The 16,803-nt window shown below is 60.5% G+C and carries 18 protein-coding genes and 2 riboswitches; of the genes, 7 read left to right on the forward strand and 11 right to left on the reverse strand.

Going from position 1 to position 16,803, the window contains the following annotated elements; genetic code table 11:
- Positions 1-8 precede the first annotated feature (8 nt).
- From U5L73_RS11940 to U5L73_RS11950, 3 genes are read right to left on the reverse strand one after another with little or no spacing between them, the layout of a single operon-like run.
- The gene (locus U5L73_RS11940) at positions 9-590 is read right to left on the reverse strand and encodes a bifunctional adenosylcobinamide kinase/adenosylcobinamide-phosphate guanylyltransferase (RefSeq protein ID WP_322562567.1); all 582 of its coding nucleotides are present in this window, start codon (positions 588-590) and stop codon (positions 9-11) included.
- Positions 587-1,441, reverse strand: a complete 855-nt coding sequence (locus U5L73_RS11945) for an ABC transporter substrate-binding protein (RefSeq protein WP_322562568.1) — start codon at positions 1,439-1,441, stop codon at positions 587-589. Before U5L73_RS11945 ends, U5L73_RS11940 begins: the two co-directional genes overlap by 4 nt.
- Positions 1,438-2,907, reverse strand: coding sequence for a cobyrinate a,c-diamide synthase (locus U5L73_RS11950; RefSeq protein WP_322562569.1), 1,470 nt, complete (start codon positions 2,905-2,907; stop codon positions 1,438-1,440). Before U5L73_RS11950 ends, U5L73_RS11945 begins: the two co-directional genes overlap by 4 nt.
- 82 nt (positions 2,908-2,989) lie before the next feature.
- Positions 2,990-3,227: riboswitch (cobalamin riboswitch) on the reverse strand.
- Between the two features lie 37 nt (positions 3,228-3,264).
- Here U5L73_RS11950 and zapB point away from each other — a divergent pair.
- Positions 3,265-3,489, forward strand: a complete 225-nt coding sequence (zapB, locus tag U5L73_RS11955; RefSeq protein WP_313873159.1) for a cell division protein ZapB — start codon at positions 3,265-3,267, stop codon at positions 3,487-3,489.
- Positions 3,486-3,815, forward strand: a complete 330-nt coding sequence (locus tag U5L73_RS11960; protein ID WP_322562570.1) for a cell division protein ZapA — start codon at positions 3,486-3,488, stop codon at positions 3,813-3,815. The genes zapB and U5L73_RS11960 overlap by 4 nt, the downstream gene beginning before the upstream one ends.
- 253 nt (positions 3,816-4,068) lie before the next feature.
- On the opposite strand, the gene U5L73_RS11965 is transcribed toward U5L73_RS11960, so the two are convergent.
- The 4 genes from U5L73_RS11965 to U5L73_RS11980 all read right to left on the reverse strand — a co-directional run bounded on the left by U5L73_RS11965 (position 4,069) and on the right by U5L73_RS11980 (position 9,275).
- Entirely contained in the window at positions 4,069-5,367 is a 1,299-nt protein-coding gene (locus tag U5L73_RS11965; protein WP_322562571.1) for an HD-GYP domain-containing protein, read from the reverse strand.
- A 171-nt stretch (positions 5,368-5,538) separates the two neighbouring features.
- Positions 5,539-6,276 (reverse strand): acetoacetyl-CoA reductase, encoded by a 738-nt coding sequence (phbB, locus tag U5L73_RS11970; RefSeq protein ID WP_313873162.1) that lies wholly within the window; start codon positions 6,274-6,276, stop codon positions 5,539-5,541.
- An 89-nt stretch (positions 6,277-6,365) separates the two neighbouring features.
- Positions 6,366-7,544 (reverse strand): acetyl-CoA C-acetyltransferase, encoded by a 1,179-nt coding sequence (locus tag U5L73_RS11975; RefSeq protein ID WP_322562572.1) that lies wholly within the window; start codon positions 7,542-7,544, stop codon positions 6,366-6,368.
- Between the two features lie 30 nt (positions 7,545-7,574).
- The gene (locus tag U5L73_RS11980; RefSeq protein ID WP_322563504.1) at positions 7,575-9,275 is read right to left on the reverse strand and encodes a class I poly(R)-hydroxyalkanoic acid synthase; all 1,701 of its coding nucleotides are present in this window, start codon (positions 9,273-9,275) and stop codon (positions 7,575-7,577) included.
- Between the two features lie 119 nt (positions 9,276-9,394).
- Here U5L73_RS11980 and U5L73_RS11985 point away from each other — a divergent pair, with 119 nt between their 5' ends.
- Positions 9,395-9,706: a hypothetical protein gene (locus U5L73_RS11985; protein WP_322562573.1), complete on the forward strand. Its 312-nt coding sequence runs from the start codon at positions 9,395-9,397 to the stop codon at positions 9,704-9,706.
- Here U5L73_RS11985 and pgeF read toward each other — a convergent pair.
- On the reverse strand, positions 9,638-10,450 hold the full coding sequence (pgeF, locus tag U5L73_RS11990; RefSeq protein ID WP_322562574.1) for a peptidoglycan editing factor PgeF: 813 nt from the start codon (positions 10,448-10,450) through the stop codon (positions 9,638-9,640). The two genes, U5L73_RS11985 and pgeF, sit on opposite strands and share 69 nt — an antisense overlap.
- Positions 10,437-11,105: a maleylacetoacetate isomerase gene (gene maiA / locus U5L73_RS11995; protein WP_322562575.1), complete on the reverse strand. Its 669-nt coding sequence runs from the start codon at positions 11,103-11,105 to the stop codon at positions 10,437-10,439. The genes pgeF and maiA overlap by 14 nt, the downstream gene beginning before the upstream one ends.
- Before the next feature lie 62 nt (positions 11,106-11,167).
- Between maiA and U5L73_RS12000 the strand changes: the two genes are divergently transcribed.
- Both U5L73_RS12000 and U5L73_RS12005 read left to right on the forward strand, forming a co-directional pair.
- Complete coding sequence (locus U5L73_RS12000; RefSeq protein ID WP_322562576.1) at positions 11,168-11,470, forward strand: antibiotic biosynthesis monooxygenase; 303 nt, start codon at positions 11,168-11,170, stop codon at positions 11,468-11,470.
- A gap of 39 nt (positions 11,471-11,509) precedes the next feature.
- Positions 11,510-12,205, forward strand: coding sequence for a fumarylacetoacetate hydrolase family protein (locus U5L73_RS12005; RefSeq protein WP_322562577.1), 696 nt, complete (start codon positions 11,510-11,512; stop codon positions 12,203-12,205).
- 7 nt (positions 12,206-12,212) lie between these two features.
- Here U5L73_RS12005 and U5L73_RS12010 read toward each other — a convergent pair whose 3' ends face one another.
- A complete protein-coding gene (locus U5L73_RS12010; RefSeq protein ID WP_416221335.1) occupies positions 12,213-14,207 on the reverse strand; it encodes a S8 family peptidase in 1,995 nt (664 codons plus the stop codon).
- 15 nt (positions 14,208-14,222) lie between these two features.
- Positions 14,223-14,516, reverse strand: a complete 294-nt coding sequence (locus U5L73_RS12015; RefSeq protein ID WP_322562579.1) for a hypothetical protein — start codon at positions 14,514-14,516, stop codon at positions 14,223-14,225.
- A gap of 73 nt (positions 14,517-14,589) precedes the next feature.
- Positions 14,590-14,680, reverse strand: a riboswitch (cyclic di-GMP riboswitch).
- Between the two features lie 146 nt (positions 14,681-14,826).
- Here U5L73_RS12015 and U5L73_RS12020 point away from each other — a divergent pair.
- Entirely contained in the window at positions 14,827-15,372 is a 546-nt protein-coding gene (locus tag U5L73_RS12020; protein ID WP_322562580.1) for an NUDIX hydrolase, read from the forward strand.
- A complete protein-coding gene (locus U5L73_RS12025; RefSeq protein ID WP_322562581.1) occupies positions 15,372-16,802 on the forward strand; it encodes an exonuclease domain-containing protein in 1,431 nt (476 codons plus the stop codon). Before U5L73_RS12020 ends, U5L73_RS12025 begins: the two co-directional genes overlap by 1 nt.
- Position 16,803 lies beyond the last annotated feature (1 nt).

Raw genomic sequence — 16,803 nt, forward strand, 5'->3', positions numbered from 1 at the left:
AAAATATTTCAGGGTGCCTTCAAGGTCAGCGGCAAGCCGGCGGCCATGAGGATGACACGTTCGCAGGTGGCAGCCACCTGTTGGTTAAGCCGACCCAGCGCATCCACAAAGGCGCGCACCTCGCGCCCCATGGGGATCACGCCCAGACCGATCTCGTTGCCCACCAGCACCACAGGGCCGGGGGCTTGCGCGATTGCTGTCAGAAAAGAAGCTACTCGCGCAAGATCTACATGGGCCAGAGGGCTATTTGGCTCAAAATCTACCGGCATCAGCTGGTTGGTGAGCCACAGCGTCAGGCAGTCTACCACCACCAGTGTGGCGGGGGTGCTGTGTTGCCCAATGATTTCGGCCAGTGCCAGAGGCTCTTCCACGGTCGTCATGCCGGGCACGCGCTCAGCCCGCTCCTGCTGGTGGCGGGCGATGCGCAGGCGCATCTCGTCATCCCACGGCTGGGCGGTGGCGATCATGACGGCGCGGTGCCCGGACGACTGCTGCACCCACTGGCGGGCCAGTAATTCGGCACGTCGGGACTTGCCGCTCTTTTGGCCACCCAGAATGAGCTCGCTGCGGGCGATCGTGAATTCGGTCATCCGGGCGCTCCATCAGCGAACATCGTCTTGTCCATCCATTGCATGAAGATGCGGTGCATCTGCTGCACGCCGTCGGTCAGGGCTGCGGGGCCGGGTTGGAGAATGTCCGCCGACTTGATTTCAAACAACTGGCCCTCACGCACCGCGGGCACATCGGCCCAGCCTTCGCGCGCAGCCACTTTCTCGGGGCGGAATTTCTTACCGCACCAAGAACCCAACACGATGTCGGGCGCGCGCTGCACGATGCTGGCGCCATTTGCGATGATGCGCTGCTTGCCCATGGGCCCAAGAGAGAGCTCGGGAAAGCAGTCGTCTCCGCCCGCAATCGTCATCAACTCTGACACCCAGCGGATGCAGCTGATATGGGGCTCATCCCACTCCTCAAAAAACACCTTGGGCCGGCGCGCGCCAGCCGCGAGGCGGGCGGCCACCGAGGCTTGCATGGCCCTCAAATCGGCTTGCATCGCCTCAATGCGCCGGGCGCCCTGCTCTTCCTCACCCACCATGGCAGCGACTTGGTAGAGCATAGAAAAAATATCGGCCACGCTGCGCTGGTTAAAGATGGTGACCTGCACCCCGCGCTTGACCAGATCGGCCGCAATGTCAGCCTGCAAGTCTGAGAAACCGAACACGCAGTCGGGCTGCAGCGCCATGATCTTGTCGGTTTTAGCACTCAGGAATGCGCTGACACGCGGCTTCTTTTCCCGCGCGCGGCGGGGGCGCACCGTATAGCCCGAGATGCCGACGATGCGGTGCTCTTGGCCCAGCAGGTACAGCCACTCGGTGGTCTCTTCGGTCAGGCAGACAATGCGCTGCGGGCCGGGGCTGAAATGCAAGAGGTCTTGCGTCATGCAGCCCCCTCATGTGCCGGGGTAAACAGCTCTACCACCGCTTCGGGGCAGGACGGAAACCAGGCGTGGAAATAACTGGCCCACACAGAACCTTGCTGCCACACCGCCTCGCCCGCATCGGGCATGGGGTCGTGGTCGGGGCGCGCGGTGCGGGCCACAGGCACCAGCGGGCTGGCACTGGTGGAGTAGTGAAAGGCATGGCCGCGCAGGGCGCCCGACTGCAGTGTTAACTGCTGCGGGCCCAGAGCTGACAAGCGCTTGTGCATGGTGACTTCGCCGGGCAGCAGGCCCCAGAGGGTGTGTTGTGCACCGTCGGTGGTCATGATTGAGTCGAACAACACCATCATGCCGCCGCATTCGGCCCACACGGATTTGCCAGCCTGCACATGGTGGGTGAGGCTATCGCGCAAACGGGTGTTGGCTGAGAGTGTGTTGGCGTGCAATTCGGGGTAGCCGCCGGGGATCCAGACTGCGTCGCAGGTGGGTAAGGCAGTGTCTGTAAGCGGCGAGAAGAACACCAAGTCGGCGCCCAACTCTTTTAGGCAATCGAGGTTGGCGGTGTAGATGAAGCAGAAGGCGGTGTCTCTCGCCACTGCGATAGTTTTGCCTTTGAGGTTTTTCTTTGTGTTCGCTTGGTTAGTAGAGGCATGAGTGGTCGGGCGAAGCGGCAGAGCGCTCTGCTCCGTGTCCCCCGCCCGCTGCGCGGGCTCCTCCTTGACCTGCGCAGAGCGCTCTGCCGCTTCGCCCTGGCGGGCTGGCTTTAGCTCTGACACTTGTTCTTGAAATTCCACTGACCACTGTTGCAGGTCTTGCAGGCTCATTTTTCCCAGCGGCGTGGTGGCCAATGCGTCCGCAGCAGCATCGAGGCGTGCTTGGGCGTCGGCGACTTCGCTTGCGACCGTCAGGCCCAAGTGGCGCTCAGGTAGTGTCATTGCAGCGTTGCGCATCACAGCGCCCAGCCAAGGGCTGTCGCTGCGAAGGCTGCGTTGCAACATGGCGGCGTGGCGTTCGGTGGCAACGCGGTTGGCCAAAGCGCCGGCCCAGCGCAGGCCGGGGCGGAAGGTTTGCAGGCCGTAGGCCAGCGCGCCAAAGGTGCCGGCCATCGAGCCGGAGTCCATCACTACCATGACGGGCAGACCGAAGCGCTGGGCCAAGTCGGCCGCGCTCGGGTCGCCATCAAACAGGCCCATGACGCCTTCCACCAGAATCAGGTCGGCCTCATCGGCGGCCTGGCTCAGGCGCTGGCGGCAATCGGCGTCACCGGTCATCCACAAATCGAGCTGGTACACCGGTGCTCCACTGGCGAGCTGGTGCCAGTAAGGATCGAGAAAATCAGGCCCGCACTTGAAGACGCGGACACGCCGCCCTTGGCGCGCATGCAGACGCGCCAATGCGGAGGTGACCGTTGTTTTCCCCTGTCCGGAAGACGGGGCGGTAATCAATAGTGCCGGGCAGGAACGTGACATTGCAGGCGCTGTCTCATGCCTTGTGTTGCGTCACTCTCCCCGGCTTCCCCGCCGGGGCTTGAGCGTTACGGACATGCGCTGAGCGCGTGTCCACCTTGTTGGCCGGTATCCGGGCTGGTGGAGGCAACCTTCATCGTCTTCCCAAGCGCGTGTTCAAAGCGTTCAGTGACTGTGATGAAAGCGGTGCCAAAGCGACACGTCCACTTACCGTTGCGGGGGCAGCGCAGGTTAGGTTGGCTGGCATCAGCCGCACCCCCCTGCTTCCCGTTGAACTGCGGCATGTGAACCACACCGCGAGCACCAACACCGCGCATTTTACGCAGGGAATGCTTGCGCCACCCCTACAATGAAACACTTATGGCGAATCAGACTCCCATCGACCAAATTGCCGAGCGTGTGGAACGCTTGTTGCTCCGCTACGAGGAACTTCAGCGGACCAACGCGCTACTCACCAGCCAAGTGGAAACACTCAGCCACGAGCGGGACTCCCTCAAATCAAGATTGAGCGCCGCGCGAGCGCGGGTCGATGCGCTTTTGGAGCGCATTCCCGATCACCTGCTGACCCACAAAGACCCGACATGAAACAGCTGGAAGTTCAAATCATGGGGCAGAGCTACCTGCTTGGCTGCCCCGAAGGCGGTGAATCCCGATTGCTGGAAGCCGTGGAGCGCGTGGATACTGCTATGTGCAAAATTCGGGATGCCGGCAAAGTTCGAGCCCGCGACCGGATTGCCGTGCTTGCAGCGCTGAACTTGGCGTTCGACCTTTCTGACAAGTCTTCAGCCCCCGCAACCGTGGCAGCAAGCGCTGGCACGCCGCTAGCCATTGAGGGCGACAGCGCCCTGCTGCTGACTTCGCTGCTGGAGCGACTCGACGTCGTGCTGAGCGACGATGGCCGCTTGCTATAAGCACTGCAAATAAGCCCCTGAGGGCCACTCAAGCTCAGGGTTGACCCCTACAATGCAGGTGTCTGCGAACCCGCCGGGCTTTATATTTCCTTGAACCAATGCTCATTGAGCCAGGGCTTGGAACATCGCTCCGCTAGCGTGATCATCTCGCGTCAGATGAACCCAAAGTGGCAGCTGACCTCGCCCACCTGAACCCCGGTTCAGGATGCGGGTCCGGTGGAGTTTCGCAGACACCCTCCTCCGGCTAACGCCATCACGCCTCGGCACTAGCCGTATCCAACTTCGCCGCCTGCTCAAAGAAATACGCAATCCGCTGACGCGGCGCCAAATAGTCCAGCGCTGCAGCCGGCAAGTTACCGGGCTTTAAGCTGCGCCGGATGCCCAGTTGCGGCATTTTCTCTAGATCCAAAATCAACGCCTCAGCGCGCGCCACACCCGGTTCGTGGAGGATGATTCGCGGCTTGAGCGGCCGCGCCGAGTTGACTGACACCACAATGCCGAAGCGGTCATCGATCAGCTGCACCACTGACCCCGGGGGGTACACCCCCATCATGCGGATGAATGCACTCAAGGTTACCGCGTCGAAACGGGCTTTGAACTGCGCAAATATCAGCGAGAGCGCCTCATGCGGCGTCAGCGCAGAGCCCGGCCGGCTTGGGTTGCACAGGTTGTCATACCGATTCACCAAGGCCAGTATCCGCCCGCTGGTACCCACTGCATCGCCGCGTAAGCGTGATGGGAAGCCGCTGCCGTCCACCATCTCGTGGTGCTGGAGCATGGCCAGCAACACAGGGGACCGCAGCTCCATGCACTTTCCAATAGCGAGGCCCTGGGGCACGTGCTCTTGATAGAGGCGGTACTCTGCACTTGAAAAGTTGTCTTCCAACCAGCGCACCCGATCCGGCAATTTCACTTTGCCGATATCGTGCAAAAAAGCCGCCATGCCGAGGTCGATCAACTCAGCTTTGTTCAACCCCATGGCTTTGCCGAGCAGCAAGGAAATCACGGTGACATTGACAGGATGCATGGCCGATTTGTCACCTGCCGCCTCGGAGAGCAAGCGGATGGCTGCCTCTCCGTTGTCCATCAGCTCAGTGACATAGGTGTTGACCATCCCGAGACAGGGATCCGTCGCCATTTTGGGCTGCGACTGCACCATGTCCATCGTTTTGCGATACAGGCGCACAGACTCTGCGAATCTGCGCTCACAAGCGATCAGACTGCGCTCCTGGGCGGTGAGCATGGCAGCGCGAAGTCTGCGCTGCTCAGCGTCCGCCTGCTCTTGGGTCAAAAGGTTGGCGGCTTCAGGCGGAATGGGTGTCGCCGATTCAGACGGTAAATCAGCGGCCTCCGAAGATGGCTCATCGCTCTTGCGAGGAACCACACGCACTTGCTTTTTGCCCAAGCCTTTGATGATCTCGATCTGCTTCTGGGAGTTGATTTTGAAGCTGCTGGTCGGAAAGGGATGCGCCATCCAGCCTACGTCTAATTCCACGTAATGACCCACACGCAAAAGCGCAACATCGATCCAGACAGACTCTTCAGATTTCATAGGTTCCCGGGGTTGGCCCTTGGTGCTTGCGGGCCAACAAAACTACACGCTGAGGAGGATACCCCAGCGCCCGCCAGCGATCGCTGAACACACCTGCTTTCTTGTGGTGCGACCTCACTACAGACGCAAAAAAACCCGCCGAAGCGGGTTTTTGGGTTGCGCAGGGCCAAATCAGCCCATATGCAAGCCGCCGTTGACCGAGAAGTCAGCACCGGTGGCGTAGCCGCCTTCCTCAGACGCCAGCCAGGCGATGATGGAGGCGATTTCCGAAGGTTCACCCAAACGCTTAACCGGCACGGTTGCCACGATCTTGGCCAACACGTCTTCACGGATGGCTTTGACCATGTCGGTACCGATATAGCCCGGACTCACTGTGTTGACCGTCACGCCCTTGGTGGCTAGCTCTTGGGCCAGCGCCATGGAGAAACCGTGCATGCCGGCTTTGGCAGCGGAGTAATTGGTTTGGCCGGCTTGGCCTTTCTCACCGTTCACGCTGGAGATGTTGATGATGCGGCCCCAGCCTTTTTCCACCATGTCAGGCACCACTTGCTTGGTAACGTTGAACATGGAGTCGAGGTTGGTGCTCATCACCGCTTGCCAGTCTTCGCGGCTCATTTTCAAAAACATGCGGTCGCGGGTGATACCGGCGTTATTGACCAGCACGTCGATGCTGCCGTGCTCGGCCTTGGTCTTGCTGAAAGCTTCGACGGTGGAGTCCCAATCACCCACGTTGCCCACCGAGGCGTAGAAGCTGTAGCCCAGTTCCTTTTGCTCGGCCAGCCACTTGGCGTGGTCGCGTGTGGGGCCGCAACCGGCGATGACTTTGAAGCCCTCTTTGTGCAGGCGTTGGCAGATGGCAGTTCCGATGCCACCCATGCCACCGGTCACATACGCTACTTTTTGACTCATTTTGTTTCCTCTTTTTAAACCAGTTTGCTATTCAATTTATAGCTACCGGCGCACATCCTGCGGGCGCCAATAGCCAAAAACACTTCAAATCAACGCTCAACGGCCAGGGCTACGCCCATGCCGCCGCCGATGCACAGGGATGCGACCCCCTTCTTGGCACCACTGCGCTGCATTTCGTGCAACAGAGTCACCAAGATACGGGCGCCGGACGCGCCGATAGGGTGGCCGATGGCGATGGCGCCACCGTTCACGTTGACCTTGGCCGGATCGATGTCGAGCAACTTATTCACCGCGCAGGCTTGTGCGGCGAACGCTTCGTTCAACTCAAACAAATCAACGTCAGCGGCCTTCCAGCCGGCGCGCGCCAGCGCGCGCTGAGTAGCAGACACCGGGCCCAAGCCCATCAGCGCCGGGTCGAGACCGGTGGTACCGTAGCTGGCAATACGCGCCAAAGGTGTCAGGCCCAGAGCCGCAGCCTTATTAGCGGTCATGACCATGACGCCTGCGGCGCCGTCGTTGATGCCGGAGGCATTGCCCGCCGTCACGCTACCCGCCTTGTCAAACGCGGGGCGCAGGCCAGCCAATGCTTCGGCATTGGTTTTCTTGTTGATGAATTCGTCAGCGTCAAACACCACCGGGTCACCTTTGCGCTGGGGAATCACCACCGGCACGATTTCGGACTTGAACTTGCCCGCGTCTTGTGCCGCAGCTGCCTTTTGCTGGCTGCCGAGCGCCAAGGCGTCTTGCATGTCGCGGGTGATGTCGTTGGCCTTGGCGACGTTTTCAGCGGTGATGCCCATGTGGTACTGGTTGTACACATCCCACAGACCGTCGGTGATCATGGTGTCAGCCATTTTCCACTCGCCCATGCGCTGGCCGTCACGGCTGCCCAGCAGCACGTGGGGGGATGCGCTCATGTTCTCTTGGCCACCGGCAATCACGATTTCGCTGTCGCCCCAAGCCACAGCCTGAGCGGCGAGCATCACAGCCTTCAGGCCGGAGCCGCAGACGGCGTTGATGGTGAGCGCGGGAGTTTCTTTAGCCAAACCGGACTTGATACCGGCCTGGCGCGCAGGGTTCTGGCCTACGCCAGCAGCCAGCACTTGACCGAGGATGACCTCGCCTACCGCGTCCACCGGCAGCCCGCTGCGCTCGAGCAGGCTTTTGATCACAATGCTTCCCAACTCGGTCGCGGGCACTTTGGCCAAAGAGCCACCAAATTTTCCAACTGCAGTTCGGGCTGCAGCAACGATCACGATATCTTCCATCAGGTGTCTCCTTCTTGATAAATCGAAAACTCAGGCCTTCGCCTGTACATAGCGCCCTGGAGCCGCCTCTATGGCCTTGTACTTCCCTTTGCCATAGGTCTTGGGGGCAGCAATTTGCTTGCCAGCATGGCTTTTGAGCCAGTGGGACCAGTCGGTCCACCAGCTACCGGCATGCTCGGTCGCCCCTTCCAGCCACTGCGCATGCGTTTTGGGCAATTTGCCGTCAGCGCGGATCCAGTGGCTGCGTTTGTTTTTGGAGGGTGGATTGATCACGCCCGCAATGTGGCCGGAAGCGCCTTGCACAAAGCGCTTTTTGCCCGGTAACAGCTGGGTGGACGCATACGCACCGCCGATCGGCACGATATGGTCTTCACGCGAGCCGTAGATGTAGACCGGAATATCGAGCGCGCTCAAGTCCAGCTTTTCGCCGCATACGGTTAGATTGCCCGGCTTTTTGAGGTTATTTTCCAGGTAGGTATTGCGCAGGTACCAGGCGTAATACGGGCCGGGCAGATTGGTGCTGTCGCTGTTCCAGTACAACAAATCAAAGGGCGGTGGTGTCTCGCCCTTGAGATAGTTGCCCACCACGTAGTTCCACACCAGGTCGTTCGGGCGCAAGAAACTGAAGGTGCTGGCCAGGTCTTGGCCCTTCATCAGGCCACCCTTACCCAGCTCGGCCTCACGGAACTTGACCATGGCCTCGTCGATGAACACATCGAGAATCCCGGTGTCTGAAAAATCGAGGAAGGTGGTGAGGAAGGTCGCGCTGTCCACCGGCTTTTCGCCCCGTGCAGCCATCACGCCGAGCGCGGTACCCAGCATGGTGCCCCCGACGCAAAAGCCCAGCGCATTGATGGTGGGCGAGCCGCTGATATCGCGGGTCACGCCAATCGCACGGATCACCGCGTGCTCGATGTAGTCGTCCCAGGTCTTGTTGGCCAAGGTGTCATCAGGATTGCGCCAGCTCACCACAAAGGTGCGGTGGCCTTGCTCCACCGCGTAGCGGATCAGCGAGTTATCCGGCTGCAAGTCGAGGATGTAAAACTTGTTGATGCAAGGCGGCACCAGCAGGAACGGCTTTTCATAGACCTTGGCAGTGAGCGGTTTGTATTCGATGAGCTGAAACAGCTCGTTTTCGAACACCACCGCGCCTTCGGTGGTTGCCACATTTTTGCCCACTTCAAACAGGCTCTCATCGGTCATCGAGACATGGCCTTGCTGCAGGTCGTGCACCAGGTTTTTGACGCCCTTGGCAATGCTCTCACCCTTGGTTTCAATGGCTTTTTTCTGGGCCTCGGCATTGAAAGCCAAATAGTTGCTCGGGGAAGCGGCGGCCATCCACTGCTCTACCGCGAAGCGGATGCGATTTTTGGTTTTGCTGTCTGTCTCGACTGCCTCGGCCAAGCCCATCATGGTGCGGGCATTGAGGAGATAAGCCGCTGCAGCGTAGGCCGCCACAGGGTTATCACCCCATGCGGGTGCTGCAAACCGGCGGTCCGGCAAGGGCGGCGTGTGGCCCATACCCAAACTGAAGAGCTTGAAAGCCTCTTCCGCATAAGACTTTTGCAAGGCTTGCAAACGGTCCTGGGAAAACTTGATGTCTGGCGCCGCCTCGCCCATGGCCGGAAAACCTGCCCCGGCGACACCTGTGTCCAGCCCTTTGAAGGACTCCAGCGCTTTGGCAAAGCTTTGGGTCAATGCCTGTTGGAACTGCTCGGCCGCTTGGGCCATAAAGTCAGAGGAGGGTTGCGTCACGCCATCACCTTCAAAATTAGTGGGTCTAGTCTAACGTGCAAGTATGGCAGTCTTAAGCTGCGATATCCTGACACGCCTCACCCTCCGAAACCCTTATGTACATCGTCCCCATCGCTTGGATTTACGTGGCGCTCATGATGAGCGTTGCCGAGGCCACCAACACCAACGGTTCGGTACTGGGCGCGATCTTCACCTTTGTGCTATTCGGCGTGTTGCCCGTCGCTTTGATGATGTATTTCATGGGCACGCCCGCCCGCAAGCGGGCCTTGCGGGCCCAAGAGCAGGCAGAGCGCAACGCGGCTATCGCAGCCCACCTGGCCGCTGCCGGCGACAGTCCGTCACTCCAGCCAGATGCAAGCCGCGAAACGACCGCTGACCCGGTCGCGCCGGTGGCTGAAAAACCGTGAAGGGTTGTTAACGGTGCACCACGCGGTGCTGCCGTCATTGCCAAACATGCGGCGTACCCCGGCCGCCTGCAAGCGGTAACGCACAAGCCCCGGCAAATCAGCCCACCACTTGCCAGCCGTGTGGGCGGCAAAAAATGCAGAGGTATCCGGCTGAGCCTCCACAAAAGCCGCGCGCACCTCGTCACCGACTTCAAAAGCCGATGGCCCAATACAAGGGCCTAGCCACGCTATTAATTCAGGAGCATCTCTCGCAGCATCTACTTGGGCTAGAGGCCTAAATGACTCTAAAGTCGCCTCCAGCACGCCTTTGCCGCCCTGCCCCAGCAAGCCACGCCAGCCCGCGTGAGCTGCGGCTACCCGGCTTCCATCCATGGCAGCAAAGAGCACCGGCAGGCAATCTGCCACCATGACGGTGCACACCGCACCAGGCTGGACCGTAGTGCAGGCGTCAGCCTCGGTGCCGTCGGACGTAGTGGCATCAATCGCCACACAGGCGGTACCGTGTACCTGGTTCAAAAATACCGGCCTGCTACCGATGCCACTGGCGAGTCGCTGCCGGTTGATGGCCACATGCGCGGCATCGTCTGCCACATGCAGTCCCAGATTCAGCCCGGCATAGGGTCCCTGCGACACGCCACCTTGGCGCGTGGTGCACAGGGACCGCACCTGCGCAGGAACCGGCCAATCGGGAATCAGCCAGTCGGGCGCAAGCCCCTCTTGCGTTGTGGTGTTAGTGAGGGGCATCAGGGCACGCCTCCGGTCTGGCTGCTTGGAAGGCAGGCAGTGCCATACAAGCATCAAAAGCCGCCATAGTGCGCGGCAAGCCGTCCAGCGACACCGCAAAGCGGCGGGCATTGAAAATCAACGGAACCAGACAGCAATCAGCCAATGTGGGCGAGTCGCCAAAGCAAAAAGTGGCAGGTGCGGGGCACCCTTGCTCTTGCTGCCAGGCATCAAGGCGCAGCAGCTGCACCTCAAAACTCTCGAGGCCCTGCCGCGTCCAATGGTGGTACCACTGATCTTTGGCGGGATCGGCAAGCCCCATGCCTTCTTTCAAAAACTTGAGCACACGCAAATTGTTCAAGGGGTGGATTTCGCAGGCAATCGCCAGCGCCAGCGCCCGCACTTTGGCTTTGGCACGCGGGCTGGCCGGCAGCAAGGCGGGGGCTGGATGTGTCTCGTCCAAGTACTCCATGATGGCCAGCGACTGGATCAGAAGCTCGCCCCCCTCGTCCAAGACAGGAACCAAGCCATCTGCATGGATGACCCGGTAATCGGGATCGAGCTGTTCACCGTGGGCAAGGTGGACCGCTGCGTATTCGAACGGCAGGCCCTTGAGGCCCAGAGCGATGCGCACCCGGAACGCGGCAGACGAGCGGAAATAGCTGTACAACTTCATGCCGGCGAGCATAAACCGATGCCGTTACTATTCCCGCTTACCCCGATTTTTTTGGAGACCCCATGATTCTTGAGCTTGCTGACATCCGCATTCATCCCGGCCAGAACGCCGCTTTTGACGAAGCCATTGCGCGCGGTTTGCGCGACGTGATCAGCAAAGCCAAGGGTTGCCAAGGCTACAAAGTCAACAGGGGCATCGAGAGCCCGGAGCGCTATGTGCTGCAAATCTTTTGGGACACCTTGGAAGACCACACGGTGGGCTTTCGGGAAAGCGAACTATTCACCCAATGGCGTGGGATCGTCGGCCCGTTTTTCGCACAACCACCGGTCGTAGAACACTTCGACCTGGTGGTGAAGTCCGCCTGACCACCGAATCAGCCCAACGCTCACCGACTGGAGTTGCTGATGAGTTTTGTATTGCCACCACCCGCCATCCCCAGCATTGCGGTAACAGGAGCAGCCGGCCGTTTTGCGGTGCACCGCATCTACTGCGTGGGCCGCAACTACGAGGAACACGCCAAAGAAATGGGGCACACCGGTCGGGAGCCGCCTTTCTTTTTCATGAAGCCCGCAGACGCCGTGCTCGCGGCGGATGCCGGACAAGCGGTCGACATGCCCTACCCCACCCTCACCTCCAACCTGCACCATGAGGTGGAGCTGGTGGTGGCCATTGGTACAGGAGGCAGCAACATCCGTGCAGCGGACGCGCATCGCCATATTTACGGCTACGCCGTGGGCTTGGACATGACCCGTCGCGACCTCCAGAACGACATGAAAAAACAAGGTCGACCCTGGTGCATCGGCAAGGGCTTTGAGCACTCGGCACCCATCGGCCCCATCACCCCTGCGGCACAGGTGCCGGGCGTGGAGGCAGCCGAGATTGCACTGACCGTCAACGGCACGGGCCGCCAACGCAGCAGCGTGGCCAAGCTGATCTGGAACATTGCTGAGACCATAGAGCAGCTGTCTGCCGCGTGGACCCTGCAGCCCGGGGACCTGGTCTTTACCGGCACCCCCGAGGGTGTGGGCGCCGTGGTGCGCGGTGATGTGCTCTACGCCACAGTCGAAGGGCTGGAGCCCTTGACCGTGCGGGTGCTCTGAACCGTTTTCAGAACTTGCGCTGGTAGCGCACGCCGAGTCCCAGCTGGGGTTCGGCGTTTCCATCATGGCCGGGCTCGAGCTTCAGCAGGGCTTGAGCGGCTCCGGTGCCACCCCACACCCTGGGGCTTTGGTACGAGAGCGCCACATCCTTTTGCATGCCGCTCGGGGCCAGGGCGAGGGTCTGCTGGGCGTAACGCAGGCTGCCGTCTTCCTGGCTTTGCTCTACTGCGGTGGTGACCTGCATCTCGCCGGACATGGTGCGCAAAGGCATGGAAACGCTGAAACCCAGCTTGTCGCCGGTGCGCCACAAGCTCTCACGCGCCAAACCAAAACTCCAGGCCATTTGACGCACCGCGCTGGTTCCATCGATCAGCGAAGCACCTTCATTGCGGAAGGCATCGGCCTGCCCCAGGGTCAACATGGCCGAGGCAGACACATTGGAAGCGACCGGCTTGGACGCAGCCAACGTGACGAAGCGTGTGCTGGCTTTGCCTTCCATGGCCCAAGCCTCGGTGCCGCTGGCGCCCAGCAATGAGTTGTTTTCGAGGAGCTGCCCGGCGGAGATGACCGTGGTCGCATCACCCCAACGGCTTTGGTACTCCAACACCGCGACGGTGCGCTGCGTATCCGCAAAAGGTGCCGATTGCCAAGGCGAGCTGTTCAAGGGATTGCCTTGGACCACGGAGCCCATGCGCAAAACATCCCCGCTAGCAAGCTTCCACGAAGTGCCGGCATGGGTGGCGTTCTGCGCCAAGCTGAAATACGGCGCATTGAAGCGGCTCGCCTCGTCGGCCAGGCTCAAAGGCGCGCTACCTGTGGCCTGCAGGCCGAAAAATGCATCGCTGCTGCCACCGGTGCCGACGCCCCAGGCAAAGCCCGCATTTGACGGACTGGAAAAGCTCATGCGGGCGAAGGTCAGGGGCGTCTGCTCTGCCGCTAAGCCCAGCATGGTTTGCTCGGTGACCAAGGCGGTGTACTCCGCGCTGAATTTGGCGCCGGTGGTCGTTGTGGTCGTGGTCTTGCTGATGGGCAAAGCGGATGTCGCTGTCGATGCACTGCTCACACTGGCGCCCACATTGACCTGAAAGGCCCGGTTGAACTTGTCGACGGCCAAGGTATTGACTATTTTGAACCCTGTGGCGAGCCCGCTTTTGGGCGTGGCGAGGCTGGCACCCGCAAAGCTAATCACTGCGCCTGTTTTGGTGCCCAGGTTAAGACCGCCAATAGGCTGCAAAGAAGCTCCGACGTTCACCAAGCCCCACCCGTACACAGCGTCCGCCTTGGTGCGAGAGAGGCACACAGAGGAGGCCACGTTGTCGCTGCATAAACGGGTGGCGGATTGAAAGATGATTTGGGCAATATCCGTGGCGGGTAAAAAATTCCAGTTGCTTTTGATCAATGCAGCTTGCCCCGCCACGATGGGCGTTGCCATCGAGGTGCCTGACATGTACACATAGCTCCCGGGCATCGACGGTGTGGAATAGCTGGAGGCGATGTTGACCCCAGGCGCAAACACGGTCCAGTTGGCCAAGGTGGCGTCGTAGTTGCTGAAGCTGGCGCGCTTGTTGTTGGCGTCGAGTGCGCCCACCGCGATGATCTGCCCTTTGGCCCACGCTTGTTTGGCGTAAGCGGCAGGCCAGCTGCCGCTGGCGCGACCGTCATTACCAAAGGCGGCGGTGATCAGCACGCCTTTGTTGACCGCGTTTTGAATGTTGGACTGCATGGCTGCTGCGCTACTGCCGAGACTGAGCGTGACGATGGGGGCCTTTTGCACAGTCACCGCCCAGTCAATACCTCGGCCGATTGTTAGGCTGGCAGAACTACCGGTGGTGAATACTTTTGCGACTACCAGCTTCGCACCGGGAGCCACACCCTCGAGCAGAGACCCGTTCGCCAGGCTTCCGGCGACCAAGCCACTCACGTGGGTGCCGTGGCCCATTTGGTCGGTCACATCAGTGCCGCCATTGAAGGCGTTGTAGGTCGCGATCACTCGACCACGCAGCTCAGGGTGGCTGACTTACACCCCAGAGTCCACAACCCCGACGACGACACCACTGCCATTGCCGCTACCAAGTTGATTGGCATAGGGCTTGTTAACTTGATTCAAGAAGGTCTGATAACTGCGCGCCCGGGCTTCTGCCGCCGTGGGCGCTGCTTTCGCCAGGGTGGACGCGCTCAGCTTGGGCGCTGTAGCAGCCGCAAGCGCCTCCCAGCCGCTGCCAGCGTCTTCATGCACCTCCAGAACTTGGGCATAGGCTCCGGAGGCGAAGGCTGAAATCAACGCCGCGAAAAGAGGGGACGGCTGAAACATGGTGCGATTCCTTGTTGACAAACACACAAGGGCTACGCGATCCAATCACGGGCGCTGGCAAACAGCCCCATGAACCGGCAACCCCGCTGGCATGGCACTCTGAAAAGTGCGACAGCCCGGTGGCTTTGCGTCCCGACCTTTCGATCGGTTTGCCCAACAAACTCAACAAATCTGCCGAGTCAGCCGCAATAATATCTCAAATTGTTATTTGTGTTTTATTCGATTCAATCAGTGCAATGCAAGCTGGCGACACTTGCATTACAGTGAAGCACTGTTTATCCCGACTCAACGTCACTTCCACCAGGGTTTCATGCAGCGCGCTCCCCTCAAACATTGCAAAGAATGCGGTACCGGAGTGGTCTACCGCGTGCCGGATGACGGCGACACCAAGCCTCGTGCGGTATGCCCTGCCTGCCACACCATCCACTATGAAAACCCCCTCAACGTGGTGGGCACAGTCCCGTATTGGGGTGATCAAGTGTTGCTGTGCAAACGCAACATCGAGCCACGCTTTGGCAAGTGGACATTGCCAGCCGGCTTTATGGAGCTCAACGAGACCACCGCGGAAGGTGCTGCTCGCGAAACCGTGGAAGAAGCAGGCGCCCAGTTTGAACTCGAAGGCCTGTTTAGCCTGCTCAACGTGGCGCGCGTGGGACAAGTGCACTTGTTTTACCGTGCCCGGCTGACCAGCGATCAATTTGAGCCCGGAACCGAAACCATAGAAGCCAAGCTGTTCAGCGAGCACGAAATCCCTTGGGATGACATTGCATTCCGCACCGTCAAAGAGACGCTGGACTGCTATTTCGCGGACCGCAAAGCGGGCCACTACGGCATCCATACCCTCGACATCACGTGATGCTGGCCATGCTCCCTAGCTATGTGGTCCTCGACCTTGAGACCACCGGCGGGAATGCTGTGAACGACCGCATCACCGAAATAGCCGCGGTGCGAATCGACAACGGGGTTGAAACTGCGCGCTGGTCAAGTCTGGTGAATCCGGGCGTCCGGATCCCGCCTTTTATCCAGAGCCTCACCGGCATTACCGATGCGATGGTGGAGGATGCCCCCACCTTCGAGCAGCTGGCCAAACCGCTGCTGGCCTTGCTAGAGGGCGCCGTCTTCGTGGCCCACAACGTTCGCTTTGACCATGGGTTCGTTCTGAACGAATTGGCACGGCTAGACATCGCGCTGAAGGTCAAAACCCTGTGCACCGTGCGCTTGTCGCGGCGCTTGTACCCGCAGCACAAGGGCCATGGGCTCGACGCCATCTTGCAGCGCCACGGCTTGCAGACCTTGGCAAGACACCGGGCCATGGGCGATGTGGACGTGGTGCTGGCCTGGCTGGATGTGGCGAACCGCGAGTTGGGCGCGGAGGCCTTGGCACGCGAGGCGCAAGGGCTTATGCAAGGGAGTGCCGCCGTACCGCCCATGCTCGAAACCCCGGTGTCTGACATTCCAGACACACCCGGTGTGTATCTCTTTTACGGCGAAAGCAGCATCCCGCTGTATGTGGGCAAAAGTGTGACAATGCGCACCCGGGTGATGTCGCACTTTCAGGCGTCCACCAAAGTTGCACGCGAGATGCGTATCTTGCAAGAAATCCGGCGCGTCGAATGGCGCGAGACGGCCGGTGAACTCGGGGCTCTGTTGCTGGAGTCCCGCCTCGTGAAAGAGCTGCAACCCATCCACAACCGGCTGCTGCGGCGCGAGAAACAACTCACGGCCTGGAAACTGCACGACGACCCCGCCACCCGCCCTCTAGTGCAGCTGGTGCGGCTCGATGAGGTAGACCCGTCTGACATGGGCCAGCTCTACGGGGCTTACCGCTCCAAACGGCAGGCGATGGAGGCACTGCGCAGCCTTGCTGACATGCACCATTTCTGCCCGCTGGTGCTCGGCCTAGAATCCGGCAAAGGCGCTTGTTTCGCCAGCCAGATTGGACGTTGCAAAGGGGTGTGCGCCGGCCGGGAGCCAGCGCCATTGCACCGGGTGCGCCTGCAAATAGCGCTGGCCGAGCATCGCCTGCAATCGTGGCCCCATGCCGGACGTATGGGGATCCGCGAGCACAACCCCATCACCGGCCGCACAGATATCCATGTGTTTGACCAGTGGTGCCATGTGGCCACCGTCCATGACGAAGCGGAGCTGCAAGAGGCTATTGCCCAGCGGCAGGTGCTTGCCTTTGACCTCGACACCTATCGCCTGCTTGTGAAGCGGCTCACAGGCACCGGACTGCGTTCGCGCGAGGTTTTGCATTTGGGAGGGCACCCTGTCGCAGCCACCTAAC

Origin of the sequence: Rhodoferax sp. (assembly GCF_034520025.1) — a bacterium.
In the GTDB taxonomy this organism is placed as follows: Bacteria; Pseudomonadota; Gammaproteobacteria; order Burkholderiales; family Burkholderiaceae_C; genus Allorhodoferax.